This is a genomic window from Geobacillus thermopakistaniensis (genome assembly GCF_000498995.1).
Classification (GTDB): Bacteria; Bacillota; Bacilli; order Bacillales; family Anoxybacillaceae; genus Geobacillus; species Geobacillus thermoleovorans.
In genome coordinates this window covers 16,012-39,281 of the sequence record NZ_AYSF01000029.1, presented here as the reverse complement: position 1 = coordinate 39,281, position 23,270 = coordinate 16,012, and the positions used below count along the sequence as shown (strand labels likewise).

Sequence of the window (23,270 nt, the reverse complement as noted above, 5' to 3'; positions counted from 1 at the left end):
TTCCTACATGAGCCCTTTTAACATTCCATTCCAATAAATAATGGGTAACAGATTTCTTTTTAACATATACATGCTCATCCGTTCTTTCGATTGATCAAAAGGAAACGTTTCCTGGGGATTTTTATCATAATCAAATTCAGCTAAAACTAATTTGTTATAACCGGTCACAAGCGGGCATGATGTATAGCCATCATATCGAGCTTGTAACGGTTTTCCGTTCATGAGTGCGAGCAAATTTTCAACAACAACAGGCGCTTGTTTTCGAATTGCCGCTCCTGTTTTTGATGTCGGTAAGTTTGTACAATCGCCTGCGCCAAATACGTTTTCATACGTTTTATGTTGTAACGTATACGGATCAACATCAACCCATCCGGCCGCATCCGCTAATGGACTTTTCTTAATAAAAGCTGGTGATCCCATTGGCGGTGTAACGTGAATCATATCAAAACTTAATGTGAAGCGCTCGTTCGTATCGAGATGTTCAAATGTCGCTTTTTTCGCCTCTCCGTCAATTTCAACTAACTCGACACGATATTTCGTTTCGATCTTTTTTCGTTGAATGACTTGTTCAAGCGTATCGGCGTATTTTTTTACAGCGAAAATGTTTGGCAAGCCTGAAGCGAAAATGATATTTGTTTGGTCGCGCACACCGGATTGACGGAAATAATCGTCAGCTAGGTACATAATTTTTTGAGGTGCCCCTCCACATTTTACCGGTGTGCTCGGTTGGGTAAAAATCGCTGTACCGCCACGGAAGTTACGGATGTTCTCCCATGTGCTTTGCACGTAATCATAGGAATAGTTGCTGCAAACTCCGTTTTTTCCAATCGTTTCTTTTAGCCCTTTGATTTGATCCCAATAGATTTCAATTCCGGCAGCTACGACTAAATAGTCGTAACGCACTTCTGAGCCTTCTCTCGTTTTCAAGGTATTGTGTTCTGGCATGAACGTATCGACCGCTTCTTTCAACCATTTTGCTCCCTCTGGAATGAGCGACGCTTGCTCGCGAACGGAATCTTCTGCTTTTGCTGCTCCACCGCCAACAAGTGTCCAAAGTGGCTGATAATAATGTTTATCTGATGGATCAATGAGCAACACTTGACCGTACAATTGACGATTTTTTCTTAACAGACGGGCTGCGATTGAAATCCCTGCTGAGCCTGCTCCAACAATAACGACTTTTCCATCATATACACGAGCCATCACTTATCACTCCTTTGTATTCGTTTTCAAATTGATTTAATTAACTTAACTACATTGTATATATTTTCAACTCATATACCCATAGGGGATTTCCCTGATCTTTTTGTTATGAAAAGCATGGAAAAGGAGATGTTCCTTGCTTCTGACATCTTCAAACCTTTTCTCACGAATGTTTTCACTAGTTCACCAGTATATCAAAAACGCCCTGCCACTTTGGGCAAGACGTTCGATTCGTTACTGTTTGACGACGGCGTATAACCGGTAGCCGCCATCTACATTGATCGCTCGAAATCCGTGCTGCCTCAAAATCCTAGCAGCGATATATCCGCGCAGCCCGACTTGGCACGTGACATAAATCGGTTTTTCTTTCGGGAGCTCATGCAAACGGTCACGCAATTCGTCCAATGGAATAGGAATCGAACCGCGGATCATGCCGCGCGACGTTTCTTGCTCTGTGCGGACATCAATCAAAACGCCGCCATCATCGACAATACGGTCGATCTCATGCCATTGCACCGTCTCGACAAGTCCATCCATGATATTGGAGGCGACATACCCAGCCATATTGACCGGGTCTTTGGCCGAAGAGAACGGCGGAGCGTAAGCGAGTTCCAAGTCCGGCAAATCCCGAACCGTTAATCCCCCTTTGATCGCGGTGGCGATCACATCGATCCGCTTGTCAACTCCCTCTTTTCCAACAGCTTGCGCTCCGTAAATGCGCCCGGTCTCGCGATCAAACACCAATTTGAACGTCATCACCTCGGCGTTCGGGTAATACCCGGCGTGGCTGAGAGGATGAATATGCACAACGTCATAAGGGACGCCAAGCGCCCGCAACATTTTTTCGTTCAGCCCTGTCGCCGCGACCGCTAGTTCAAACACTTTCGCAATCGATGTTCCCAACGTGCCGCTATATTTCACGTCAAAGCCGTGAATGTGGTCAGCGACAAGCCGCCCTTGCCGGTTGGCCGGCCAGGCGAGCGGAACAAACGTTTCAAAACCGTGAATATAATGTCTCACTTCCACCGCATCGCCAATGGCATAAATCGACGGGTCGGACGTCTGCAAATGTTCATTCACTTTGATCGCGCCGCGAACCCCTAATTCCAATCCCGCTTCCTTGGCCAGCCAGCTTTCCGGCTCGACGCCGATGGCCAAAATAATCATGTCCGTTTCGATCACGCGCCCGCTTGTCAAGACGACACGACGGCCGCGTTCTTCCAAGGCCCGCACCCCATCTTCCAGCAAAAGCTCCACCCCATGCTCTCTCATGTGGCCATGAACAATGGCCGCCATTTCATAATCAATCGGCGCCATCACTTGATTGGCCCGCTCGATCAACGTCACATGGATGCCGCGATGTATCAAATTCTCGGCCATTTCCACCCCGATAAACCCGCCGCCGATCACGACAGCACGCCGCGGCTTTTGTTCATCAATATACGTTTTGATGCGGTCTGTATCCGGCACTGTGCGCAGCGTAAACAACGCTTCCGCCTCTTCGATTCCCGGAATCGGTGGCACAATAGGCTTTGCCCCCGGCGATAAAATGAGAATATCGTATGTTTCTTCGTACTCTTCCCCCGTCTTTACATTCCGGACGGAAACGGTTTTGCGGTCGCGGTGAATGGCAGTTACTTCGTTCAACGGACGGATATCTAAACAGAACCGTTTGGACATCACCTCCGCGGTTTGCACGAGCAGCTTGCTTCGTTCCTCAATCACACCCCCGATATAATAGGGCAGCCCGCAGTTGGCAAACGAAATGTATTCGCCGCGCTCAAATAGGACAATGTGATCCGCTTCGCTCAACCGGCGAAGGCGCGCGGCCGCTGTCGCTCCTCCCGCCACTCCGCCGACAATGACGATTTTTCTCATCTTCATCATCCTCCCTAAAAATGATGTGGTTTCGTCCATCCCCCTATAGGCGAGTTTGGGCAACAACCCCCTCGCAAAACATATACCCCTATATGTATAATAGCGCCCATAAGGATGGAACGCAGTGATATTGATCACATTTTTGCCCATCTTCCTAAAAAACGTTATTGGCGCGGCACCCATAGCATCACCGAAACGCCTGCTAAACAAATCGCCGCGCCGATCCAATCGTACCGATCCGACGTTTTCTGATCAACGAGCCATCCCCACAGTACGGAAAGAACAATAAACACCCCTCCATAAGCAGCATACACCCGGTCGAATGACGGAAACGACTGAAAGGTAGCGATGACACCGTACAACGCCAAACGCCAGCCCGCCAAAAATTCCCCAATAAAGCGGTTTCCCTTCTCGCAACCGTAACCAAATTAAATAACCGCCGACAATTTCAGCCATGCCGGCCAAAAGAAACAAGACGATTGCTTGAAGCATAGGGCAAATCTCCTTATCGATTGAATGTACAATCCTATTATACTGCAATGGTTCAACATTCCCTATAAACACCATCACACCACTTGTCTCGACTTTCACTTCAATGAAAGCAAAAAAATACACCTTGCCTTCATCGGCAAGGCATCGTATTCATGATCTTTTGGCAGCCGCATACAATTGCATCTATCGTCCGAGTTTTCGCCTGAAATCTGTACAGTGATGCAACAGACAATATAATTGCCTCTCTCTGACTCCGCCATTTTCAGAAATAGAAGCCATCCGCTCATTCCCGAAGCAACCGTTCGATCTCTTCGACCGGAAGATCCACCAACCGGGCAATCTCATCATTTGTCATCCCTTTGCGGGCCATAGTCTCAATCAGCCGCCTCATTCCTTCTTTCATTCCTTCTTTCATTCCTTCTTTTCTCCCTTTCTGCTCATAGGAAATGATCAATTCCAACACTTTCTCTTTTTCTTTCGTTTCCATCGTTTTCACCTCTCTTTGCAGTTGCTGCTCTTCTTCCTCCGACAGCTTCACATATGTTTCAAAAAAGCCCAGCAAAATCATACATTTTCCATTTCGCTGCCCACAGGAGAGAATCCTGCAAAACGAACAACATGCTTGTCAAAATGTCAAAAATCGTTTCCTATAAGTTCGAAATAAACCACAAGCGGACGGCGCCACCCCAACCGCATGATGAGCACCCGTCCGCTTCATTGACTCTATCCCTCTTCCAATCATGCCCCTCTTATTTCTCACTTGCTCTTTCCCGCGCACCCGTCCACGCTGCGAGCCGATCGTTGGACATCAAAAGCACACAAACGATCGTGAGCGCCGCCGGAATGAGCGCCCATAAAAACGTATCGGCGATCGAAGAGGCCAGCGCTTCCGTCAAACGATCGAGCACGGGAGCCGGGATGTGCGCCCGCGCTTCTGGCGACAACATCGCGCGCGGGTCGTGAATGTTCGCTCCAGGCGCTCCTTGCGCCATGCCGCGAAACTGCTCGGCCAATTGATTGGTGAACAAGTTTCGCTGAATGATTCCAAACACTGTAATGCCGACGGTCATGCCGAGCGACCGTACAAACGAATTCGTCGAGCTGGCCGCGCCCCGCTCCGCTTCGGAAAAATGATGGATCGCCGCCATGCCGAGCACGGAAAACGAGGCGCCCACCCCTAATCCGACAATGATCATGTAAAACGTCACCGTAAGCCGCGTTGTATGCTCATCAATCGTGCCAAGCAGCCCGATCCCGGCCGCAAACAGCAGCATAAACCCGAACATCACGTTGCGGTAGCTCGTTTTTCCAGCCAAAAAGCCGCCGAGCTGGGCCGATACAGTCGTCGAAAGCATCATCGGCAACAAAATCAGCCCGGAATTCGTCGCCGAACCGCCCGTCACCCCTTGGATAAAAATCGGGATGTACACGGTGGCGACGACAAACGTTGCGCCGGAGAAAAAGGCGACCAAGGTCGTTGAAGCAAACAGGCGCTCGCGGAACATATGGTATGACACGATCGGCTCTTGTGCCTTCGTTTCCACATACAAAAAAGCGAGAAACAACAACGCGAACGCGGAAAACAGCCCGATGATCACGGCCGAGTCCCAGTCATACTTCTGTCCGCCAAGCTCCAACGCAAACATCAGGCAGACGATCGCTGGAACGAGCGTCATCACGCCAAGCCAGTCAATGCTTTGCTTCGAATGCTTCGGCGACTCGCGATAGTAAATCCAAAGCAACAAAAATGCGACAATCCCGAGCGGAATGTTGATGTAAAACACCCAGCGCCAGTTTAGATAATCGGTAATATACGCGCCAAGCAACGGACCGAAGATGCTTGACAGGCCAAACACCGCTCCAAACAGCCCGCCCATCTTCCCGCGCTTCTCCGGCGGAAAAATATCAAACATAATCGTGAACGCGATCGGCACAAGCGCCCCGCCGCCGATTCCTTGAATGGCGCGGAAAATGCTGAGCTGCACGATCGTTTGCGCCATGCCGCACAACACCGATCCAAGCAAAAACACAATCATCCCAAACAGAAAAAACCGCTTCCTCCCGTACATATCGGACAGTTTCCCAAAAATCGGCATCCCGGCCATCTCGGCCACCATATACGCCGACGTCACCCAAACAAACTGCTTGAGCCCGCCTAAATCAGCGACAATCGTCGCCATCGCTGTTGCCACAATCGTATTGTCCATCGAAGCGACAAAAATGCCGAGCAACAGCGCGATCACGACCAATCCTGTTTTCGTTTCCGTATTCTCCATCCGTTTCATCTTCCTCTACCTCTGTCTTTTTTCTTTCACCGCGGCATGTTCGTCTTGGGCAAACGCCATCCGATATTCAACAAGCCCAATCTCGCAGCCCGGGCCGATCGTCACCCGCTCGCCCCTGACGACCGCGGCTTTTGTATGTTCCAAATAAATCTCATCGCCTTCAATCGCGTCTGCCACTAACGTAGCGGTCAATGGGGAAAGACGTGTCAACCAATGAACAGCCTTCCATGTTTTGCCTCGTTTAATGCGAATCGTCCGACCGCCGATTTCCTTGATCGAGCTGTCGGCAAAATACAACGACAATTCCACCTGCTCCGCATTCAACGTCTGTCCGATTCGCACGACACCTGTCAACGAAACGGTTTCCGCCTCGCAGCTTCCCGACACCGACAGCTCGCCATAGCCGCGAATCGCATGCGCTTCCACGCTCCCCTCCACCTGCACCATCCCTCGCAACTGAAGATGCTGCAGATGGGCATGGCCGCGGATGTCTGCTTCCCCAAACACATCCATTTTCTCCGCACGCACTGAACCGTCCATGTTCGCTTGGCCAAACAGGCGAAGCTTGCGGGCGGTGACCGCTCCTTTCATGTCTGCCGAGCCAAACACTTTACAGCGATCGCATTCGACATCGCCCCGAATCGTCGCATCGCCGCGGACCGTCACGTGATGGAACGTGCCGCCTGAAGCAAACGCCGAGCCGTTGATCGTTAAGTTTCTGACCGCCATCGTTCTCATCCTTTCTCTATCGTCCCGATTTTCGCCTCTTCATCGCATTCCAATGCCTCTCGGTATTCGACCCGCTCGATGTTGCATCCTGGCCCGATCGTCACGCGATTGCCGCGCACTGTTTTCGCCGTGGTATGCTCGAGATGAACGATATCCCCTTCAATGACATCGGCGGTCAACTCAGCTGGGAAAAACCATTTTTTGAACAGCGAACTTCCTTGCCGCTTTACCATAATCGTTTCCCCGCCGATCTCCTTAGCGCGGCTCGGGCCAAACAGCTTCACTTCGATATAGCCGGCATTCAACAGCCCGCCGACCGTGAAATGCCCTTCGACCTCCATCCGCTCGGCCGAACAGTCACCGCCAACGTCGAGCTCGCCATGGACACGAACCGTCTCCGCCGTGCATGAGCCTTTCACCAAGCCGTGGCCGCGAACCGTCGCCTCCTGGCATTGCACATGTTCTCCAATTTTCACACTCCCGCTCACTTTCATCCACTCGCACTCGATCCCACCTGTCACATGGCCTTTCCCGGCAATATGAACGGTGTTGGCTTTCACGCTTCCTTCCACGGTCGCATTTCCTTGCACTTGCATCTCTAGGCAATCGATGTCGCCATACAGCTTTCCATTCCCCGACAATTTCACCAAGTTGTACAGCCCGCCGGACGCATGCCCGGTTCCGGCAATAACTAAATCGCGCCGCTCCATCCTTTTTATCCCTCCGAAATGGTCAATTTCAACTCTTCGATATACGTTGGCACGTGCAGCCGCGCAACGAGCTTCGCCCCTTTTTCCACATACAAGCCGGCCGCTTCTTCCAGCAGAAGGCAGACCGTCACCCCCATTTTACGAAGCACGACCAGCTCGCATGATTTCCCTTGCAATTTTGGATAATGACTCTCGAACATCATCCATATGTTCTTTCCTTCTTCTATGCTGATCTCACCGGAACGAAGAAGCCGGTCAACGATGTAAAGGGAAAGAAGCTGCCCAAACGAAACGTCCTGGCGATCGCCCAACTGGTCGCTCAACCATTGCAGCGCAACATTCGAAACAATGTGACGTTTTATGACTTCCTCTTTCGTCAAGACGACCGCTGCCGGGTCAGGCGCAAACATGCCCGCCAACTCATCAAGCGACAGCTCATCTTTTAATTCTTTGATTTTCTCAATGCGCGCCAAGATTTTTTCTTTCGGGAAAAACGTCTCTTGCCCGGTGAATGTCGATTTTCGAATAAACCATTCTTCCGGAATGAGCTTTTTCCGCTTCCAGCGGTACAGCTGGCCGTACGAAATGCCAGTCAGCTCGAGCAGTTCTTTTTTCGAAATCAATTCTTGTTCCATGAGCTGCTCACCTCCTTCACCACCATAAGTGTAACATAACATTGTTACGTTGTAAAGAGTGTGAAAACAGCAGTGCCATACATATGTCAAAAAACGAACCAAAGCGGTTGACAACTTGCCATCTAGCTCATTACAATGAAACCAACTTTCACCGGCGATCAGAGGAGCAGCATGAAGAAAGGAGAATGAGCCACATGCATTCGACATTACAGAAGCAAATCGCCGCCGCCGCAAAACAAACGAAGGCCGATCTCGTCATCAAAAACGGAAAAATCGTCAACGTGTTTACGCGCGAAATCATCGAAGGGGATCTCGCCATTGCTGAGGGGATGATCGTCGGCATTGGCCGCTATGAGGGAAAGCAAACGATCGATGCCGAAGGGCGTTATGTATGCCCGGGGCTGATTGACGGACACGTGCATATCGAATCATCAATGGTGCCCCCGAGCGAATTCGCCCGCGTCGTTCTCCCGCATGGGGTCACCACGGTGATCGCCGATCCGCACGAAATCGCGAACGTCGCCGGCATCCACGGCATCCAGTTTATGCTCGATGATGCGAAACGGACGCCGCTCGATGTGTATATGATGTTGCCGTCGTGCGTGCCGGCCGCCTCATTTGAACATGCCGGAGCCATCTTATCCGCCGCGGAACTGGCGCCGTTTTTCAACGATGAACGCGTTCTCGGATTGGCGGAAGTGATGGACTATCCGTCATTAAGGGAACAACACCCGTCGATGCTCGACAAACTGGCGCTCGCGGCAAACGCCAACCGCCTGATCGACGGCCACTTGGCCGGCCTTGATGCCAACGCCATCAACGTCTACCGAAGCTCCCGCATCCATACGGATCATGAATGCGTCACCGTCGACGAAGCGCTTGAACGCATTCGCCGCGGCATGTACGTGCTCATTCGCCAAGGATCAGTCGCTAAAGACCTCGAAAAACTTCTTCCTGCCGTCACTGAGCACAACGCGCGCCGCTTTCTGTTTTGCACGGATGACAAACATCTTGATGACTTATGGTTCGAAGGAAGCGTCGACCATAATGTGCGGCTCGCCATTCGCGCCGGGCTCGACCCGCTTCTGGCCATCCAAATGGCCACGTTAAACGCCGCCGAGTGCTACCGGTTGTCGACGAAGGGCGCTGTCGCCCCGGGGTATGACGCCGACTTTTTGTTCGTTGAGGATTTGGAAACATTGAACATCACCCACGTCTTCAAAGCGGGAAGACTAGTGGCCCAACATGGACAGACGGTGTTTCCGGCCGAACGATCGGCAGAAAGCCTTGAACAGCCATTGCTTCACTCCATCCGTTGCCAAGCAGTGGACGAAACCGATCTTCGCATCCCGATGAAAAGAGGAACGAAAGCCCATGTCATCGAGATCATCCCGAACCATTTGCATACGAACCACCTCATCACGGACGTTGATGTCCAGGAAGGGGCTTTCTGCCCGTCGATCGAGCGGGATTTGCTGAAGCTTGTGGTCGTCGAACGCCATCGCGGCCTCGGCATCGGCCTTGGCATCGTCCGCGGCTTCGGATTCAAGGCAGGCGCCATCGCTTCTTCGATCGCGCACGACTCACACCATATCATCGCCGCCGGAACAAACGATCGCGACCTCGCCGCCGCCATCGAACAGCTCCGCGAGCAGCACGGCGGCTTGGCGGTCATCAAAGACGGAGCGGTGCTTGCCAGCCTGCCGCTTGAGATCGGCGGTCTAATGACAAGAAAAGACTATACCGAGGTGCTAAGCGGATTGAAGCAGATTGACAAAGCCCTTAAAGCCATCGGCGCCAATGGCTCGTTCAACCCATTCATCACATTGTCCTTCCTCGCCTTGCCGGTCATCCCAGAGCTCAAGCTGACCGACCAAGGATTATTTGATGTAAATAAATGGGAATTTATTCCTGTTGAAGCGGTGTAACCCCTCCCGATTGAGGCTGGCGTTTCAAAGCAAGAGGATTACGGGAGCACCGCCTTACAGCAGGGCGCTCATTCACAACTAAGGTCAACCGCGAAGCAAATCAGTCCCTTCATCCCCCATTGATTGCGGGGATGAAGGGATTTTCTTCACTCCGCCCTTTTTCCTCGATTTTCACAGCGCCATGTGCGGCATTGGCATAAGCACGTTCCCGCATGATGCATATAGTGAAACAGCAACATGGCCGAAAGGAAGGTGCAAGGAAATTGATCACCATCAGTCTTTGCATGATCGTCAAAAATGAAGAAGACGTCCTTGCCCGCTGTTTGGACAGCGTCCAACATCTCGTAGACGAAATCGTGATTGTGGATACAGGATCAACGGATCGCACGAAAGAAATCGCCCGCTCCTACACCGCACGAGTCATCGACTTTCCTTGGAGCAATGATTTCTCGGCGGCGCGAAACTTCTCCTTTTCCCACGCCACCATGGACTATATTTTTTGGCTGGACGCAGACGACATCTTGCCGGCAGAAGAGCAGACCAAATTCCTCACATTGAAGCGCACCCTTTCTTCTGACATCGACTCCGTCACCATGATTTACAGCCTTGCCCAAGATGAATATGGAAAGACGATCTCTAGCGTCCGCCGAAATCGTCTCGTCAAACGATCCAGCGGCTTCCGATGGCATGGGATGGTTCATGAATATCTAGAAGTATGGGGAACGATTCTCAACAGCGATATTACCATTATTCATCAACCGAACCGCTGCGCTTCAGATCGAAATTTGCAAATCTATGAGAAACAGTTGGCACAAGGAAAAGAATTTTCCCCAAGAGATCTGTTTTACTTTGCCAACGAACTGTTCGACCATCAACAATACGAGCGGGCCATTCAGTATTATGAACAGTTTTTGCAGACAAAAAAAGGGTGGGTGGAAGATTGCATCGCCGCCTGCGGAAAGGTAGCGGATTGTTTTGATGCGCTTGGTGATGAAGAACAGGCATTGCGATATGCGCTCCGATCGTTCGAATACGATACCCCTCGGGCTGAATGCTGCTGCCGGCTGGGCTATTACTTTCTTCAGCGCAAGCAATATCGTCTTGCCGCATTTTGGTACCATTTAGCCACTCAGCTCACAATGCCTTCCGACAGCTGGGGATTTGTTCATCATGCTTGTTGGACTTGGCTTCCCCACTTGCAGCTTTGTGTATGTCACTTTTACATGGGCGAGTACGAGTTAGCATACCAACATAACGAAAAAGCCAAACAATACGTTCCTCAGCATCCCGCGGTTTTGCACAACGAATGTTTGCTGCAATCCATTCTCGCCGCCGAAAGCACGTTCCACCAAACCGATGAATCGTGATGAAGGGAGGTTATGCCGCTTGTCTGACCGACGTCCTATTCGAGTAAAATGTCTTTCCCCTTTATGCGGAACATGGCCGCCGATTGTAAAAATCTATACCGGACCAACAGGACCCACGGGACCCACAGGGCCTACAGGACCGACTGGACCTCAAGGACCCACGGGACCCATCGGACCTCAAGGACCCACAGGACCTCAAGGACCTACAGGGCCGACCGGACCCACAGGACCTCAAGGACCTACAGGGCCGACTGGACCCACAGGACCTCAAGGACCCACAGGGCCGACGGGACCGGCTGGAGCAGGAGCCATCATTCCATTCGCTTCAGGAACAACGGTTGTCTTGACCGCCACTATAGCCGGGTTGGCCGACACCACAAGTTTGATCGGATTTGGAAACGCTGCTTCAAGCATCAGTTTAGTGGGAGGAACGATAAACCTTGGCGGCACATCGAATTTTTCCTTTACCATCCCGCGTTCAGGAATCATTACTGCTGTCGCAGCCAATTTTTCCGCTACAACAGGCACAGCGCTTTTAGGAACAGCTACGATCCGCGCTCAATTGTATATCGCCACTTCTCCATCCAGCAACGTATTTTCGCCTATTCCAGGCACGCTCATTACATTAACGCCATCAATCACCTTTCCCATCTCCCTAGCCCAAAACGCCAGCGGCATCATCACAGGATTAAACGTGCCTGTCAATACTGGCGACCGGCTGCTCATGGCGTTTTTCATCACCACTTCCGGCCTTTCAATCGCCGCTTCCGTCACGGGATATGCGAGCGCAGGAGTGGCGATTAGTTAGCGCCTCACTGTGATACCAAGGCTGCGGCTCATTGAAGCGCTCAACTAAGGCCGCTGCAAACAAGCGGCCTTATAATCCCTCTCCGTTCAGTTGAACGCTCTCCCGCCCGCATTTCGAGGTGGGAGATTCTTGGGAACACCCGCCCCGCGGCAGGATGTCCGCCAAGCCATCCCCGTGCGTCCCACGGTTCAGCCGCCCTACAACGACAGCAGTCGAAGCCCTTCATTTAGAATATTCCGGGCAGCGTTATGGTCCCGGTCATGTTCGGCTCCGCAGGCGGGGCACACCCACTCGCGAATGCCAAGCGATTTCACCTCGACGTGCCGATGCCCGCAGCACGAGCACAATTGACTCGAGGGAAACGTGCTCGCAACACGAACCACCGTCCGCCCGTACCATGTCGCTTTATACTCGAGCATGCGAAGAAAACTCCCCCACGCGGAATCGGAAATGGATTTAGCCAGCTTGCGATTCTTTTGCATGTTCCTAACACGCAAGTCCTCCACGCACACCACTTGGTTTTCGCGGATGAGGCGGGTGGACAGTTTGTGCAGGAAATCGTTCCGGCAGTTGGCGATTTTTTCATGAAGCTTGGCCACTTTCAAACGGGCTTTCTCCCAGTTCGAACCGCCTGGCTTTCGACGAGCCATCACCCGCTGCCAGTAGGCGAGCTTTTCTTCATACCGGCGCCAATACCGGGGGTGTTCGATCGTTTCGCCTGTGGAAAGCACTACGATCTGTTTCAACCCCAAATCGACGCCCACTTTCTTGTCGGTTTGGGGCAATGGGGGAATATCCGTTTCCACGAGAATGGAGACGAAATACTTCCCCGCTCGATTTCGACGAATCGTGGCGGAGAGAATGCGGCCTTCCACCTCGCGGCTTTTGGCGAACTTCACCCATCCGAGCTTGGGAAGTTTCAACCGATGGCCGTCCACTTCGATCGTAGGGCGTCCGTTCTTTGGGTAGTTGCACTGGGCGGTGTACGATTGGTTCGGGTGTTTTTTGCTTTTGAAGCGGGGAGCGTTCGCCGTTCCCTCGAAGAACCGGTCAAACGCCTCGGCCAACTGCTGCAGTGCGTTTTGCAAGGCGGTTGAATCAGGGGTTTTCAGCCATGGAAGGGTTTTCTTCAAAGCTGTCAATCGTTTGGAACACTCGTTGTAGCCGAGTCCTTTTCCCGTGGTTTCATACGTCTCCTTCCACTCGGCCAAAAAGTGATTGTACACAAATCGGCAGCACCCAATCGTCTCGTTGAGGAGTTTTGCCTGTGTTCGGGTGGGATACAGCCGAAAGCGATAGGCTTTGTGCATAGCCCTCCCTCCTCAAAAAGAACGTTTGTTCTATTTACATCCATTGTATACTTTTTGCCCATTGGGGGCAATAGGGAGATTCGCAAAGGAAGCCCGGATTCATCCCGACTTACATTTACGGGTAAAAGCGAGATTTTCTCGGCGGAAGATGATTACAAATAAGCAGGCGGCTTCACGCGAACACCGTCGTGAACAACCGCCTGCTTTCTTCACGATTGCAACATGGAAAACACTTGCTCAACATCCTTATCCCCGCGCCCCGACAAATTCACAATGATGATTTGGTCTTTGCTTAACGTCGGCGCAAGCTTGATAGCGTACGCCACCGCATGGGCGCTCTCGAGAGCTGGGATGATTCCTTCTGTTTTAGACAGCAGTTGAAACGCCTCAAGCACTTCTTCGTTCGTGACCGTATAATACTCAGCCCGCCCGGACACTTTCAAGTAGCTATGTTCCGGACCAATGCCCGGGTAATCAAGCCCGGCGGCAATCGAGTATGTCGGCTGCGGGTTTCCATTTTCATCAAGGAGCACCAAACACTTGAATCCATGCAACACGGCCGGAACGCCCTTCGTTAGCGTCGCTGCCTTCTCCGGCTCGACACCGATGAGCCGCACGCTCGGTTCATCCAAGTAGTGGGCGAACGCCCCGATGGCGTTGCTTCCCCCGCCGACGCAGGCCACTACCGCATCCGGAAGACGTCCTTCCTTCTCTACAATCTGCCGCTTGCTCTCTTCGCTAATAACCGACTGAAAATGTTTCACCATCGACGGGTACGGATGCGGACCAACCGCCGAACCAAGCAAGTAAAATGTAGTCTTATAGTTTTGCACAAGATCGTTCAGCGCCTCGTCCACGGCATCCTTCAATCGTCCTTGACCTTTCGAGACCGACACGACTTTCGCCCCTAACAGCTCCATGCGGAACACATTGAGCGCCTGGCGCTTCGTATCTTCTTCTCCCATATAAATGGTACAATCGATGCCAAACATGGCGCATGCGGTAGCGGTCGCCACCCCGTGCTGGCCTGCGCCTGTCTCCGCAATGACCCGCTTCGCGCCCATCCGCTTCGCCAATAAAATTTGCCCAATCACGTTGTTGATTTTATGCGAACCGGTATGGTTTAAATCCTCACGCTTCAAATAAATCTTCGCCCCGCCGAGCCGCTCCGTCAACCGCGCCGCAAACGTCAGCGGACTCTCACGGCCGACATACTCCCGCAAGTAGGTTCGAAACTCCTCATTGAATTCCGGGTCATCTTTATATTTCAGAAACTGCTCTTCCAAGTAGTCAAGCACTTCCTGCAGTTCAGGCGGAACAAAGCTGCCACCAAACTCACCAAAATACCCTCTTCTTTCCTGCACTACGCTCATCGCTCATCTCTCCTCTGCTTTCTAAAAGTCATAACATCAGCATAAACCGTTTTGGCAAGCAAGTCAATCAATAATTTTTATTTTTCAAAACATTAAAAAAGGAATGGTCCACCGCATAACCATACGCGAAGCATTCACCGCTAGTGGGGTGAGCAGGTGCTGCTGCAAAGCCATCGTGCAGCCGCACCCTCACAGCTTCCTACTTCGGATATTCACCAACCAGAGCAGGTAGTTCGGCTTATAAAACCCCAAGCTGCTCATCGCGCAGATCGGTAATAAACATATGTCCTGGGGCATGCGTAATCATGATATCCGGCTTTACTTCCATAGCAACCGCTTGAGGGGTGACCCCACAGGCCCAAAATACCGGGGTTTCCCCCTCACGGATGGTGACCGGATCCCCAAAATCAGGCTTATAAATATCATGAATCCCTATAAGTTTCGGGTCGCCAATATGAATAGGGGCACCATGAACAGACGGGAAGCGGCTCGTGACTTGAACCGCCCTGACAACATCCTTATGGGGAATCGGGCGCATGCTTACAACCATCGGCCCTTCAAATCTTCCCGCTTTTACACACGGGATATTCGTTTTATACATCGGGACATTGCAATTTTCTTGAATGTGGCGAACCGGGATGCCATTGTTCACCAGGGCATGTTCAAACGTAAAGCTGCACCCGAGCAGAAAGCCGACCATGTCCTTATCCCAAAGATCGATGATATCCGTCCGCTCCTCTGTCAGTTCGCCATTTCGATAAACCCTATATTTCGGCAAGTCTACACGCAAATCTGCTCCTGGCGCCACCATGCTTGGCTCCCATGATCCCGACTCGGTCACATCTAATACCGGACAAGGTTTCGGATTGCGCTGGCAAAACAGAAGAAATTCAAACGCCAACTCCTTCGGCAGCACAACTAAATTAGCCTGTGTATAGCCGTTTGCGACACCCGCTGTCGGTTTCACCCATTCATTGTTCCGAATCATTTGCCGTGCTTCTTTGGAGCTCATTGGTGCGGCGAAAGTCATCGCAATCTCCCTCCTTGGTTATTCAATATCACGATCTCCGATTAAGGGTATTAGTTTCTATCCCAAAATCACGTTCCCCGATACACGTGCGCCAAAGAATACCTCATTAGCATTTCTAAGTCTAATTTCTTTATCCATCGTTCTGCTGCAGAGTTTACGTGAATAATATTTTCCTTCGCATCAACCACCAAAAATGGATCAGTAATAAACGATAACAGTCCCTCTATCGAGTAACCTAAGCCGCTCTTTTCTCATCGTTTCTATACTAAATCATAAATCATATCCATGCCTGGCCGCCTAACTTGCCCGAATCTGATGCCCGACAGTATTTTCTTGCAATCACCGTAAACTACCATAAAAAAGAGAGGAGTTTTCTCATCCCCCCTTCCTTTCAAAATACACATGCAACCGATACTCGCAAATCTCTTTTGTCCAGTTGTGCAATATTTCTTCATGCTCGTTCTCAATGGCAAATTGGAGCGCAAAAACGTTGTTTGCAAAGGAAATCAGCCCATTCGAACTGCCGCTCCATTTCGTCATCGGCATGCGGGCGATCAACCGGCTCACCTTTTCTTGGTCATATTCCCAGAGGCGCTTCGTTTCTCCGTCGGAAAAATCGATGCGCTTTCGGTATTCTTTTTCCGTTAAGTACCGATGGAAAAACGGGGCAGCCTCTTGCGGTGTAATTGGTTGGTGCCATCCGGACGGTCCACGTTCAAGCATGGCTTTTAGAACAACCATTTTGTAGCTTTTTGACATCACCGTACGTTCCACTTCAACAAGCCACGGTTCGTATTTTCGGAACACGTCCTTTTCTAGATCGGACAACTCGTCTGCCCAATATAAAAACCCGACGTAAGATCCGAACTCTGATTTATACTCCGCCGCTTCGCTCCGACCATGAAGATGCAGTTCCAAATAAGTCGGCCGTCTGCCAAGCTCCTGTTTCAACTGCCGATAATCGGCAAGCAGCCGCTCTTTGCGCGGCTGGCGTTTTTTCTGCATCTCCTCGAGAAGATGGATGGCTTGAACATCGAAATGCAGTTCGCACGTTTCCGGAACTGTTGGCACAACGGATTCTCGCGCCTTTTTCTTCGTTTCGCCCCGCTGTGTATCGAACAGGCGCAATTTGACATCCGCATTCCGATAGTTTCCGATTAAATCAATAATCACGCAATAGTCCTTGCCTTCGTACAGCCGCAGCCCGCGCCCGACTTGTTGGGTGAAGACGGTTAACGATTCTGTCGGCCGCACAAACAAAAGTGTATCGACAGAAGGAATATCAACCCCTTCATTGAACAAGTCGACGGTGAAAATGGCGTCCAGTTCACGGCGTTCCAACATGGCAATGGCCTGCTTGCGCGAAATAGACCTCTGTTTTGAGTGAAGGCTGACGGTTCGATAGCCATGGCGTTGGAAATACTTGGACAAAAAATCGGCTTGCCGAACGGATGAACAAAAGACAAGTGTTCTCGTTTTCTTATACTGCTCCCACGCTCGCAAAATTTTCTCCGCCACCTCCTCGCGAAGCTGCGCTTGGAGCAGTTGTTCCTCATCATAGCGGTTGCCGAGCCATTTGATTTGCGAATAGTCTATGTCATCGTAGATTCCGTAATAACGGAAGGGAGCCAACCAACCGCGCCGCACCGCTTCGATAAAATCAATGCGGTACGCGACATTGCCGTCGCAAAGAGCGTATACGTCTTTATTGTCATTCCGGTCCGGGGTAGCCGTAATGCCGAGTAAAAATCTTGGGCGGAAATAGCGGAGAACCCGCTCATACGAAGAGGCCGCCGCATGGTGGAATTCGTCCACAACGATCAAGTCAAATGAATCCGGCTGGAATGCATGCAAATGTTTTTTCATGCTTAATGTAAAGATCGAAGCAAACACCATGTCGGCATTTCCTTCTTTTTGATTGCCATCGTACAGCCCTCCCGTCCGGTCAGGCATCACGCGCTCAAACGACCGCTTGGCTTGGCGGAGAATTTCTTCGCGGTGGGCGATAAACAGCACCCGTGAAAAACGGCGGGCAAAAAAGGCGGCCAAGTATGTCTTTCCGAGCCCGGTCGCCATGACAACCATCGCTTTGTCATACCCTTCTTCATAGGTGGCTTCCAGACGTTGAAGTGCCTCCACCTGGGCGAAGCGGGGCTGAATCGTTCCATACGGCGCCGCTGTCTCGCGGACAAAATCGGGAGACTCGTCGCTCACCTCTATTTCTTTCTGCTCCGCCGGGAGCATCAGTTCGATTTCTTCTGCTTCAACCCATGTACGCGCCAAGTTCGGGTGGCGCTGATGGTAATCTTGGCATTGTTTTTCATAATCAGCGATCGTTTCGACATTGACCGGCACGGTTTCCGGGGCGTAAAACAGCTTTAAAAACTGCTCCATCGCTTCCGCAAATACCCCTTCATCAACGCTCTTATCCAGCCCAAGGTTCCATTCGACCCCGTCAGTGAGCGCCGAGCGGGACAAGTTGGAGGAACCAACAATAAAATAGCCGCCTTCTGCATCTTCGAACAAATACGCCTTCGGATGGAACGAAACTCCCTCACTCCGATACAAACGCACCTCAATGTCCGGGTGAATCGAAATCAATTCACGCAACGCTTCCGGTTGAGTGACAAACAAGTAGTCACCGACGCAAACTTTTATATCTGCCCCCCGCTCCGCAGCCGCCTTTAGGCCGCCGTTTAGGAGGCGCACCCCGGACTTCATCGCAAACGATGTCAATATGTATATGGTTGACGAGCGGCTTATCTGTTCCTGCAGCTTATCGAGGAGATACCTGGAAATTAACTCCACCTTACTCATCATGGACCTCAATCAAGAAAATTTTCTCCTGGAAGCCGCCGCGTTTCACTGCCTTTTCCGCCCGGATTTGTTCGACTTGTTCGATCGAAGCGCCGTGGCATTTGGCCAAAGCATGAATAATTTCCAACACATCCGCCAACTCTTCAAGAGCGGCCTCGTCCGTTTCTGCTTGGACGTATTCTTCAAGTTCTTCAAACGCTTTTTTCTGCAGTTCTTTCCGATACTCTTCATCGCCAAGTATGCGAGTTGTGAATGTTTTCCCTGCTTGTTCGATAATGGCTGGGATGCGGTCGCGGACGAGTTTGTTATATATTGGCATATCCATTCCCCCATTTATAAAGCTATACTACTATTTTACTAAATTCCACATCCTTTTCATAGAAACAATTCCCCCTTCTCTCTCCTTATTTAAAGCTGGCACCAATGATCGCAAAATAATAAATTAAACACTTCACATACTCCCCCCTCCCGCGTGTCATAATAAAAATCGACATGATTTTTGAAAAATCGACATCATTCGAGTGTGGAGGATCATATGGAGCGTTTCGTTCTTTGGCTGCTTGTCGCGGTCGGGGCGGGGCTTTTGCTGTTGAGTTTCCGCTTTTTGCCGGCGCGGGATGTATGGGTGTCGTTTTTGCTGAATGCGTATGCAGCGAGTTTTTTCGGTTCGATCGTAGCGGGGGCCGGGCTCCTCGAGTATCCGGTCCGTTTTTTTGCTTCTTATATAAATAACAGCGTCATTTTTGAATATCTTCTCTATCCGGTTGTCAGTGTGTACGTCTATGCCACCTCGCGCCGAGCGCGCTGGCCGGGTGTGGCGGCGCAATGCGCGGGGTATGCGGCGGTGCTGACGGCCCTTGAGGTTGTCTTTGAACGGCATACGGATTTGATCGAATATCATGGTTGGAAGTGGGAATACTCACTCGTTACAATGTTTCTGTTGACGTTGGCCGTTCGGTTGCTCGCAGGGCGAATGCTGAGACGAAATGAGTGAGCCAGCATGTCTATTTTTGCCCGTTTGGCACTATACATATAGTATCATGTCCAAAAGGAGGCAAACGGGATGGTGCTGTTTGACATCAAACACCGCCTGTATTATGAAGCCATCAATTCCGCGCGTCCAAAAATGGCGCCGATCCGCCAAGACCGGGCGTGGGGGTATGTATGGAAGAACGTAAATGGCGAGCGGGTGAAGTTTTGGATCGATTTCCGGCGCGGGCGGTACATGTATTTTGAGTACGGGCGCAAGTGGTACCGGGTCGCGTACTTGCAGGCAAACGGAAAAAAGTCAGGCGATGATGTGTTGGATGGCGCGATGATCGATTTGACGGTGGACGGGCACCGGCTGCTGTTCATGAAAGGGCGCGTAGGCCGCGAGACGGCGCAAGTGGTCTAAAGCAGGTGCGCCTCTTGGCAGGCGTTGGATGATCTTTTTCGCGCTTGACGCTGAAACGGCAGGCGGCAAGGGATCGTGTTCCCTTGCCGCTATTTTTTACGCCCACCACATCTCGGGCAGTTCTTCTTTGAACAGCACCTTTTTCAAAAGCGCGACGGCTTTGGACAGCCCTTCATCGATCGAAGCGAGCATGTCTTCATGTTCGATCGACAGCACGTAGTCGTAGCCGACGGCGCGCAGGGCGCTGACGATGTCGCGCCACATTTTTTCGCTTTGTCCGTAGCCGACGGTGCGGAACACCCATGAGCGGTCGAGGATTTGGCTGTAATGTTTCGTATCGAGCACGCCGTTTTTGCGGATGTTCGTTTCGTCTAGGTACGTGTCTTTCGCATGGACATGGAAAATCGCTTTTTCGCGGCCGAGCAGTTTGATCGCCTCAACCGGGTCGATGCCTTGCCAAAGCAGGTGGCTCGGGTCGAAGTTGGCGCCGATCGCGTCGCCGACATGTTCGCGCAGTTTGAGGAGCGTTTCCGGGTTGTAGACGACAAAGCCCGGATGCATTTCAAAAGCGATTTGCGTGATGCCGTGCTCCTTGGCGAACGCGGCTTCTTCGCGCCAGTACGGAATGACGACTTCTTCCCATTGCCATTTTAAAATTTCCAAGTAATCCGGCGGCCAGGAGCATGTGACCCAGTTCGGGTATTTGGCGCCGGGATGGTCGCCCGGGCAGCCGGAGAAGGCGTTGATGACCGGGACTTCGAGCTGCTCGGCGAGCCTGACCGTTTTCCGCCACGTGTCATGTGACTGTTTCGCGAACGTTTTGTCCGGATGAAGCGGGTTGCCATGGCAGCTTAACGCGCTGATGACGAGGCCGCGGTCGGCGACAGCTTTTTTCAGCGCTTTGATGTTTTCCGGCTGATCCAACAGCGCGTCGGGATCGCAATGGGCGCTGCCCGGGTAATTGCCGGTGCCAAGCTCAACGGCTTCGATGCCCATGGCGGCGACTTTGTCGAGCATTTCCTCAAACGGCAGCTGCTGATACAAGACGGTGAATACGCCTACTTTCATTTTGTCATTCTCCCCCTTTTGACGGCGCGCAACGGCCGGACGGCCGCCGCGCCGCGCTGTTGTTGCTTCTCGTCGGACGAGCGGATCGAACGAACTCCCACGCTTATTCCGCCACCCGCACCCATTGTTTCGTGCGATGACTTTCCAAAATGGCGTCGACGATCCTCATCGTATGGTGGCCGTCGGCGATCGTCGCAAACGGCAGTTCCCCAAGCGCCTCGCCGCATTGTTTCCGGATGATGGCGCCATAAAAATCACGGAACAAATTTTTCAGCCCGTCCGGCCAGCCTTCTTCATGGCCGCCCGGGTAATGGGCGTAAGCGGCGGCTGAAAAATTTGTTCNCCGAAAGTGCCGAAAAATGAGCCGAAAACATCGTATGGTGGCCGTCGGCGATCGTCGCAAACGGCAGTTCCCCAAGCGCCTCGCCGCATTGTTTCCGGATGATGGCGCCATAAAAATCACGGAACAAATTTTTCAGCCCGTCCGGCCAGCCTTCTTCATGGCCGCCCGGGTAATGGGCGTAAGCGGCGGCTGGCGGCGACAAAAGCGCCGGGTCGCGGACGATTTCTTCGTTCGGGCCGCTGCGGCGCCCGACCCAGAGGCGGTTCGGGTGCTCTTGGTCCCAGGCGAGCGTCATCTCATCGGCGGCGATTTCAAAATAGAGCCGGTTTTTGCGGCCGGCGCTCACTTGCGAAATCGTAAACGCCCCGTGGGTGCCGTCGTCAAAATGAACGATTACGCTGCCGCCGTCTTCGGTGTCAATCTGGACTGGCTCCGCGTCTTGGTTGTGGCCGGATGTAAACGTGCTCCCTTCCTGTTTCGGCTTGTAGCGAACCGGATGGACGGTGCGCAAGTCGGCGAACACTTCGACGATGCGTTTTCCGAGCACGTATTGCACTGTGTCGCACCAGTGCGAACCGATGTCGGCGATGGCGCGCGACGGGCCGTTTTGCGCCGGCTCAAGCCGCCAGTTGTAGTCGGTGTCATACAAGAGCCAGTCTTGCACATAGCCGCCGTACACGAAATGGACACGCTTCGCCTCACGGGCAAGCCGCTCTTTCGCCTCGACAACGAGCGGGTAGTGGCGGTAGTTGAAGCAGACCGCGCTAAGGCTTTCGCTTTGTTCAGCGAGCCGCTTCAATTCCGCCGACTGTTCGCTGTCCATGGCGAGCGGCTTTTCCGACAATAAATGTTTTCCCGCCTCAAGCACCGCCTTGTTGATGGGAAAATGCGAAACGTTGCGCGTGCAGTTGTGAACGGCTTCGACGTCCGGGTCGTCAATTAAAGCGCGGTAGTCGCCGTATGCTTTCGGAATCCCGAACCGGCGCGCGGCTTCCTCCGCTTTTTCTTGGCTGCTTGAGGCGATGGCGACAATGTTCACCAACGGCAGGCGTCGGAGCGCCTCAATATGGGAAGAAGCGGAAAAGCCCGTGCCGATAATGCCGACGTTGATCGGTTTCACTGCGTCACTCCTCCTTGTTTCGCTTTGATCGGCTCAAGCGGCTTGACGTTGCCGAAGACGATTTCCCCGCGGTTGACCGGCGCGGCCCAGCGGACGGCGTTGGCGATCACTTTCAGCACATCCGGGTGATGGTACGTCGGGTACGTTTCATGGCCAGGGCGGAAGTAGAAAATTTTCCCTTTCCCGCGCGTAAACGTGCAGCCGCTGCGGAACACTTCTCCGCCTTCAAACCAGCTGATGAAAATCGTTTCGTCCGGCTCCGGAATGTCGAAAAACTCGCCGTACATTTCTTCCTGCTCAAGCTCGATGTACGGCCCGATCCCTTCGACGATCGGATGGCCCGGGGCGACGACCCAGAGACGCTCTTTTTCATCGGCTTCGCGCCATTTCAAATTGCATGTCGTCCCCATCAGCTTTTTGAAAATTTTCGAGAAATGGCCGGAATGAAGGACAATGAGCCCCATTCCTTCCAGCACGCGGCGGTGGACGCGTTCGACAACCTCATCTTTCACTTCATCATGGGCGATATGCCCCCACCAGACGAGGACGTCGCACCGGTCGAGCACCTCGTCGGTCAAGCCGTGCTCCGGTTCGTCGAGCACAGCGGTCGCGGCGTCAAACCCTGCTTCGGCTAGGTAGTTCGCGATGACGGTATGCATTCCTTCCGGATAAATCGCTCTTACCTGTTCATCTTTCTTTTCATGGCGAAATTCGTTCCAGACGACAACGCGGATGGGTGTGGTCATTCATGAATCCCCCTTGGTTCTTTCGGCCTGCC

At 52.2% G+C, this 23,270-nt stretch carries 20 protein-coding genes and 2 pseudogenes; 5 read left to right on the top strand and 17 right to left on the bottom strand.

What is annotated here, in order from left to right; genetic code table 11:
* Window positions 1-3: 3 nt before the first annotated feature.
* The 8 genes and pseudogenes from T260_RS135155 to T260_RS135185 all read right to left on the bottom strand — a co-directional run bounded on the left by T260_RS135155 (window position 4) and on the right by T260_RS135185 (window position 7,932).
* Entirely contained in the window at window positions 4-1,203 is a 1,200-nt protein-coding gene (locus T260_RS135155; protein WP_011231575.1) for an NAD(P)/FAD-dependent oxidoreductase, read from the bottom strand.
* Between the two features lie 234 nt (window positions 1,204-1,437).
* Window positions 1,438-3,081: a CoA-disulfide reductase gene (gene cdr / locus T260_RS135160; protein WP_011231576.1), complete on the bottom strand. Its 1,644-nt coding sequence runs from the start codon at window positions 3,079-3,081 to the stop codon at window positions 1,438-1,440.
* A 164-nt stretch (window positions 3,082-3,245) separates the two neighbouring features.
* Window positions 3,246-3,573, bottom strand: a pseudogene (locus T260_RS01000000137840) (YnfA family protein).
* Window positions 3,574-3,856: 283 nt separating this feature from the next.
* Window positions 3,857-4,141, bottom strand: a complete 285-nt coding sequence (locus tag T260_RS135165; RefSeq protein ID WP_013524037.1) for an RpnC/YadD family protein — start codon at window positions 4,139-4,141, stop codon at window positions 3,857-3,859.
* Window positions 4,142-4,322: 181 nt separating this feature from the next.
* Window positions 4,323-5,849 (bottom strand): MDR family MFS transporter, encoded by a 1,527-nt coding sequence (locus tag T260_RS135170; RefSeq protein WP_023633453.1) that lies wholly within the window; start codon window positions 5,847-5,849, stop codon window positions 4,323-4,325.
* Window positions 5,850-5,864: 15 nt separating this feature from the next.
* Entirely contained in the window at window positions 5,865-6,587 is a 723-nt protein-coding gene (locus T260_RS135175) for a polymer-forming cytoskeletal protein (protein WP_031212259.1), read from the bottom strand.
* Between the two features lie 5 nt (window positions 6,588-6,592).
* The gene (locus T260_RS135180) at window positions 6,593-7,297 is read right to left on the bottom strand and encodes a polymer-forming cytoskeletal protein (protein WP_023633452.1); all 705 of its coding nucleotides are present in this window, start codon (window positions 7,295-7,297) and stop codon (window positions 6,593-6,595) included.
* A gap of 5 nt (window positions 7,298-7,302) precedes the next feature.
* The gene (locus T260_RS135185; protein ID WP_023633451.1) at window positions 7,303-7,932 is read right to left on the bottom strand and encodes a YhbD family protein; all 630 of its coding nucleotides are present in this window, start codon (window positions 7,930-7,932) and stop codon (window positions 7,303-7,305) included.
* A 194-nt stretch (window positions 7,933-8,126) separates the two neighbouring features.
* On the opposite strand from T260_RS135185, the gene ade reads away from it, so the two are divergent.
* From ade to T260_RS1000000140155, 3 genes are all read left to right on the top strand, one after another.
* Window positions 8,127-9,860, top strand: coding sequence for an adenine deaminase (ade, locus tag T260_RS135190; RefSeq protein WP_023633450.1), 1,734 nt, complete (start codon window positions 8,127-8,129; stop codon window positions 9,858-9,860).
* Window positions 9,861-10,072: 212 nt separating this feature from the next.
* Complete coding sequence (locus T260_RS135195) at window positions 10,073-11,227, top strand: tetratricopeptide repeat-containing glycosyltransferase family 2 protein (protein ID WP_031212257.1); 1,155 nt, start codon at window positions 10,073-10,075, stop codon at window positions 11,225-11,227.
* Window positions 11,228-11,570: 343 nt separating this feature from the next.
* Window positions 11,571-12,035 carry an exosporium glycoprotein BclB-related protein gene (locus tag T260_RS1000000140155; protein WP_231293743.1) on the top strand — a complete coding sequence of 155 codons (465 nt, stop codon included), beginning with the start codon at window positions 11,571-11,573 and terminating at the stop codon, window positions 12,033-12,035.
* Between the two features lie 197 nt (window positions 12,036-12,232).
* Here T260_RS1000000140155 and tnpB read toward each other — a convergent pair whose 3' ends face one another.
* The 5 genes from tnpB to T260_RS135220 all read right to left on the bottom strand — a co-directional run bounded on the left by tnpB (window position 12,233) and on the right by T260_RS135220 (window position 18,884).
* Window positions 12,233-13,345 carry an IS200/IS605 family element RNA-guided endonuclease TnpB gene (tnpB, locus tag T260_RS135200; protein ID WP_023633446.1) on the bottom strand — a complete coding sequence of 371 codons (1,113 nt, stop codon included), beginning with the start codon at window positions 13,343-13,345 and terminating at the stop codon, window positions 12,233-12,235.
* Window positions 13,346-13,554: 209 nt separating this feature from the next.
* Window positions 13,555-14,718 carry a tryptophan synthase subunit beta gene (trpB, locus tag T260_RS135205; RefSeq protein ID WP_023633445.1) on the bottom strand — a complete coding sequence of 388 codons (1,164 nt, stop codon included), beginning with the start codon at window positions 14,716-14,718 and terminating at the stop codon, window positions 13,555-13,557.
* Between the two features lie 238 nt (window positions 14,719-14,956).
* A complete protein-coding gene (locus T260_RS135210) occupies window positions 14,957-15,748 on the bottom strand; it encodes a putative hydro-lyase (protein WP_023633444.1) in 792 nt (263 codons plus the stop codon).
* Window positions 15,749-16,123: 375 nt separating this feature from the next.
* Entirely contained in the window at window positions 16,124-18,565 is a 2,442-nt protein-coding gene (locus T260_RS135215; protein WP_023633443.1) for a DEAD/DEAH box helicase family protein, read from the bottom strand.
* A complete protein-coding gene (locus T260_RS135220; protein WP_023633442.1) occupies window positions 18,558-18,884 on the bottom strand; it encodes a nucleoside triphosphate pyrophosphohydrolase in 327 nt (108 codons plus the stop codon). Before T260_RS135220 ends, T260_RS135215 begins: the two co-directional genes overlap by 8 nt.
* Window positions 18,885-19,100: 216 nt before the next feature.
* On the opposite strand from T260_RS135220, the gene T260_RS135225 reads away from it, so the two are divergent.
* Together T260_RS135225 and T260_RS135230 are read left to right on the top strand one after the other, a co-directional pair.
* Window positions 19,101-19,559 (top strand): CBO0543 family protein, encoded by a 459-nt coding sequence (locus tag T260_RS135225; RefSeq protein ID WP_023633441.1) that lies wholly within the window; start codon window positions 19,101-19,103, stop codon window positions 19,557-19,559.
* 69 nt (window positions 19,560-19,628) lie between these two features.
* On the top strand, window positions 19,629-19,961 hold the full coding sequence (locus tag T260_RS135230; RefSeq protein ID WP_021321796.1) for a hypothetical protein: 333 nt from the start codon (window positions 19,629-19,631) through the stop codon (window positions 19,959-19,961).
* Between the two features lie 96 nt (window positions 19,962-20,057).
* Here the strand turns inward: T260_RS135230 and T260_RS135235 are convergent, their stop codons facing one another.
* The 4 genes and pseudogenes from T260_RS135235 to T260_RS135245 form a co-directional block, all read right to left on the bottom strand.
* Window positions 20,058-21,029: a sugar phosphate isomerase/epimerase family protein gene (locus T260_RS135235; protein ID WP_020279282.1), complete on the bottom strand. Its 972-nt coding sequence runs from the start codon at window positions 21,027-21,029 to the stop codon at window positions 20,058-20,060.
* Window positions 21,030-21,132: 103 nt separating this feature from the next.
* Window positions 21,133-21,357: pseudogene (locus tag T260_RS1000000139400) on the bottom strand (gfo/Idh/MocA family oxidoreductase); the annotation flags it as partial.
* Window positions 21,323-22,492 carry a Gfo/Idh/MocA family protein gene (locus T260_RS135240; protein ID WP_023633438.1) on the bottom strand — a complete coding sequence of 390 codons (1,170 nt, stop codon included), beginning with the start codon at window positions 22,490-22,492 and terminating at the stop codon, window positions 21,323-21,325. The pseudogene T260_RS1000000139400 and the gene T260_RS135240, both read right to left, overlap by 35 nt.
* Window positions 22,489-23,238 (bottom strand): ThuA domain-containing protein, encoded by a 750-nt coding sequence (locus tag T260_RS135245; protein ID WP_011231598.1) that lies wholly within the window; start codon window positions 23,236-23,238, stop codon window positions 22,489-22,491. The genes T260_RS135240 and T260_RS135245 overlap by 4 nt, the downstream gene beginning before the upstream one ends.
* Window positions 23,239-23,270 lie beyond the last annotated feature (32 nt).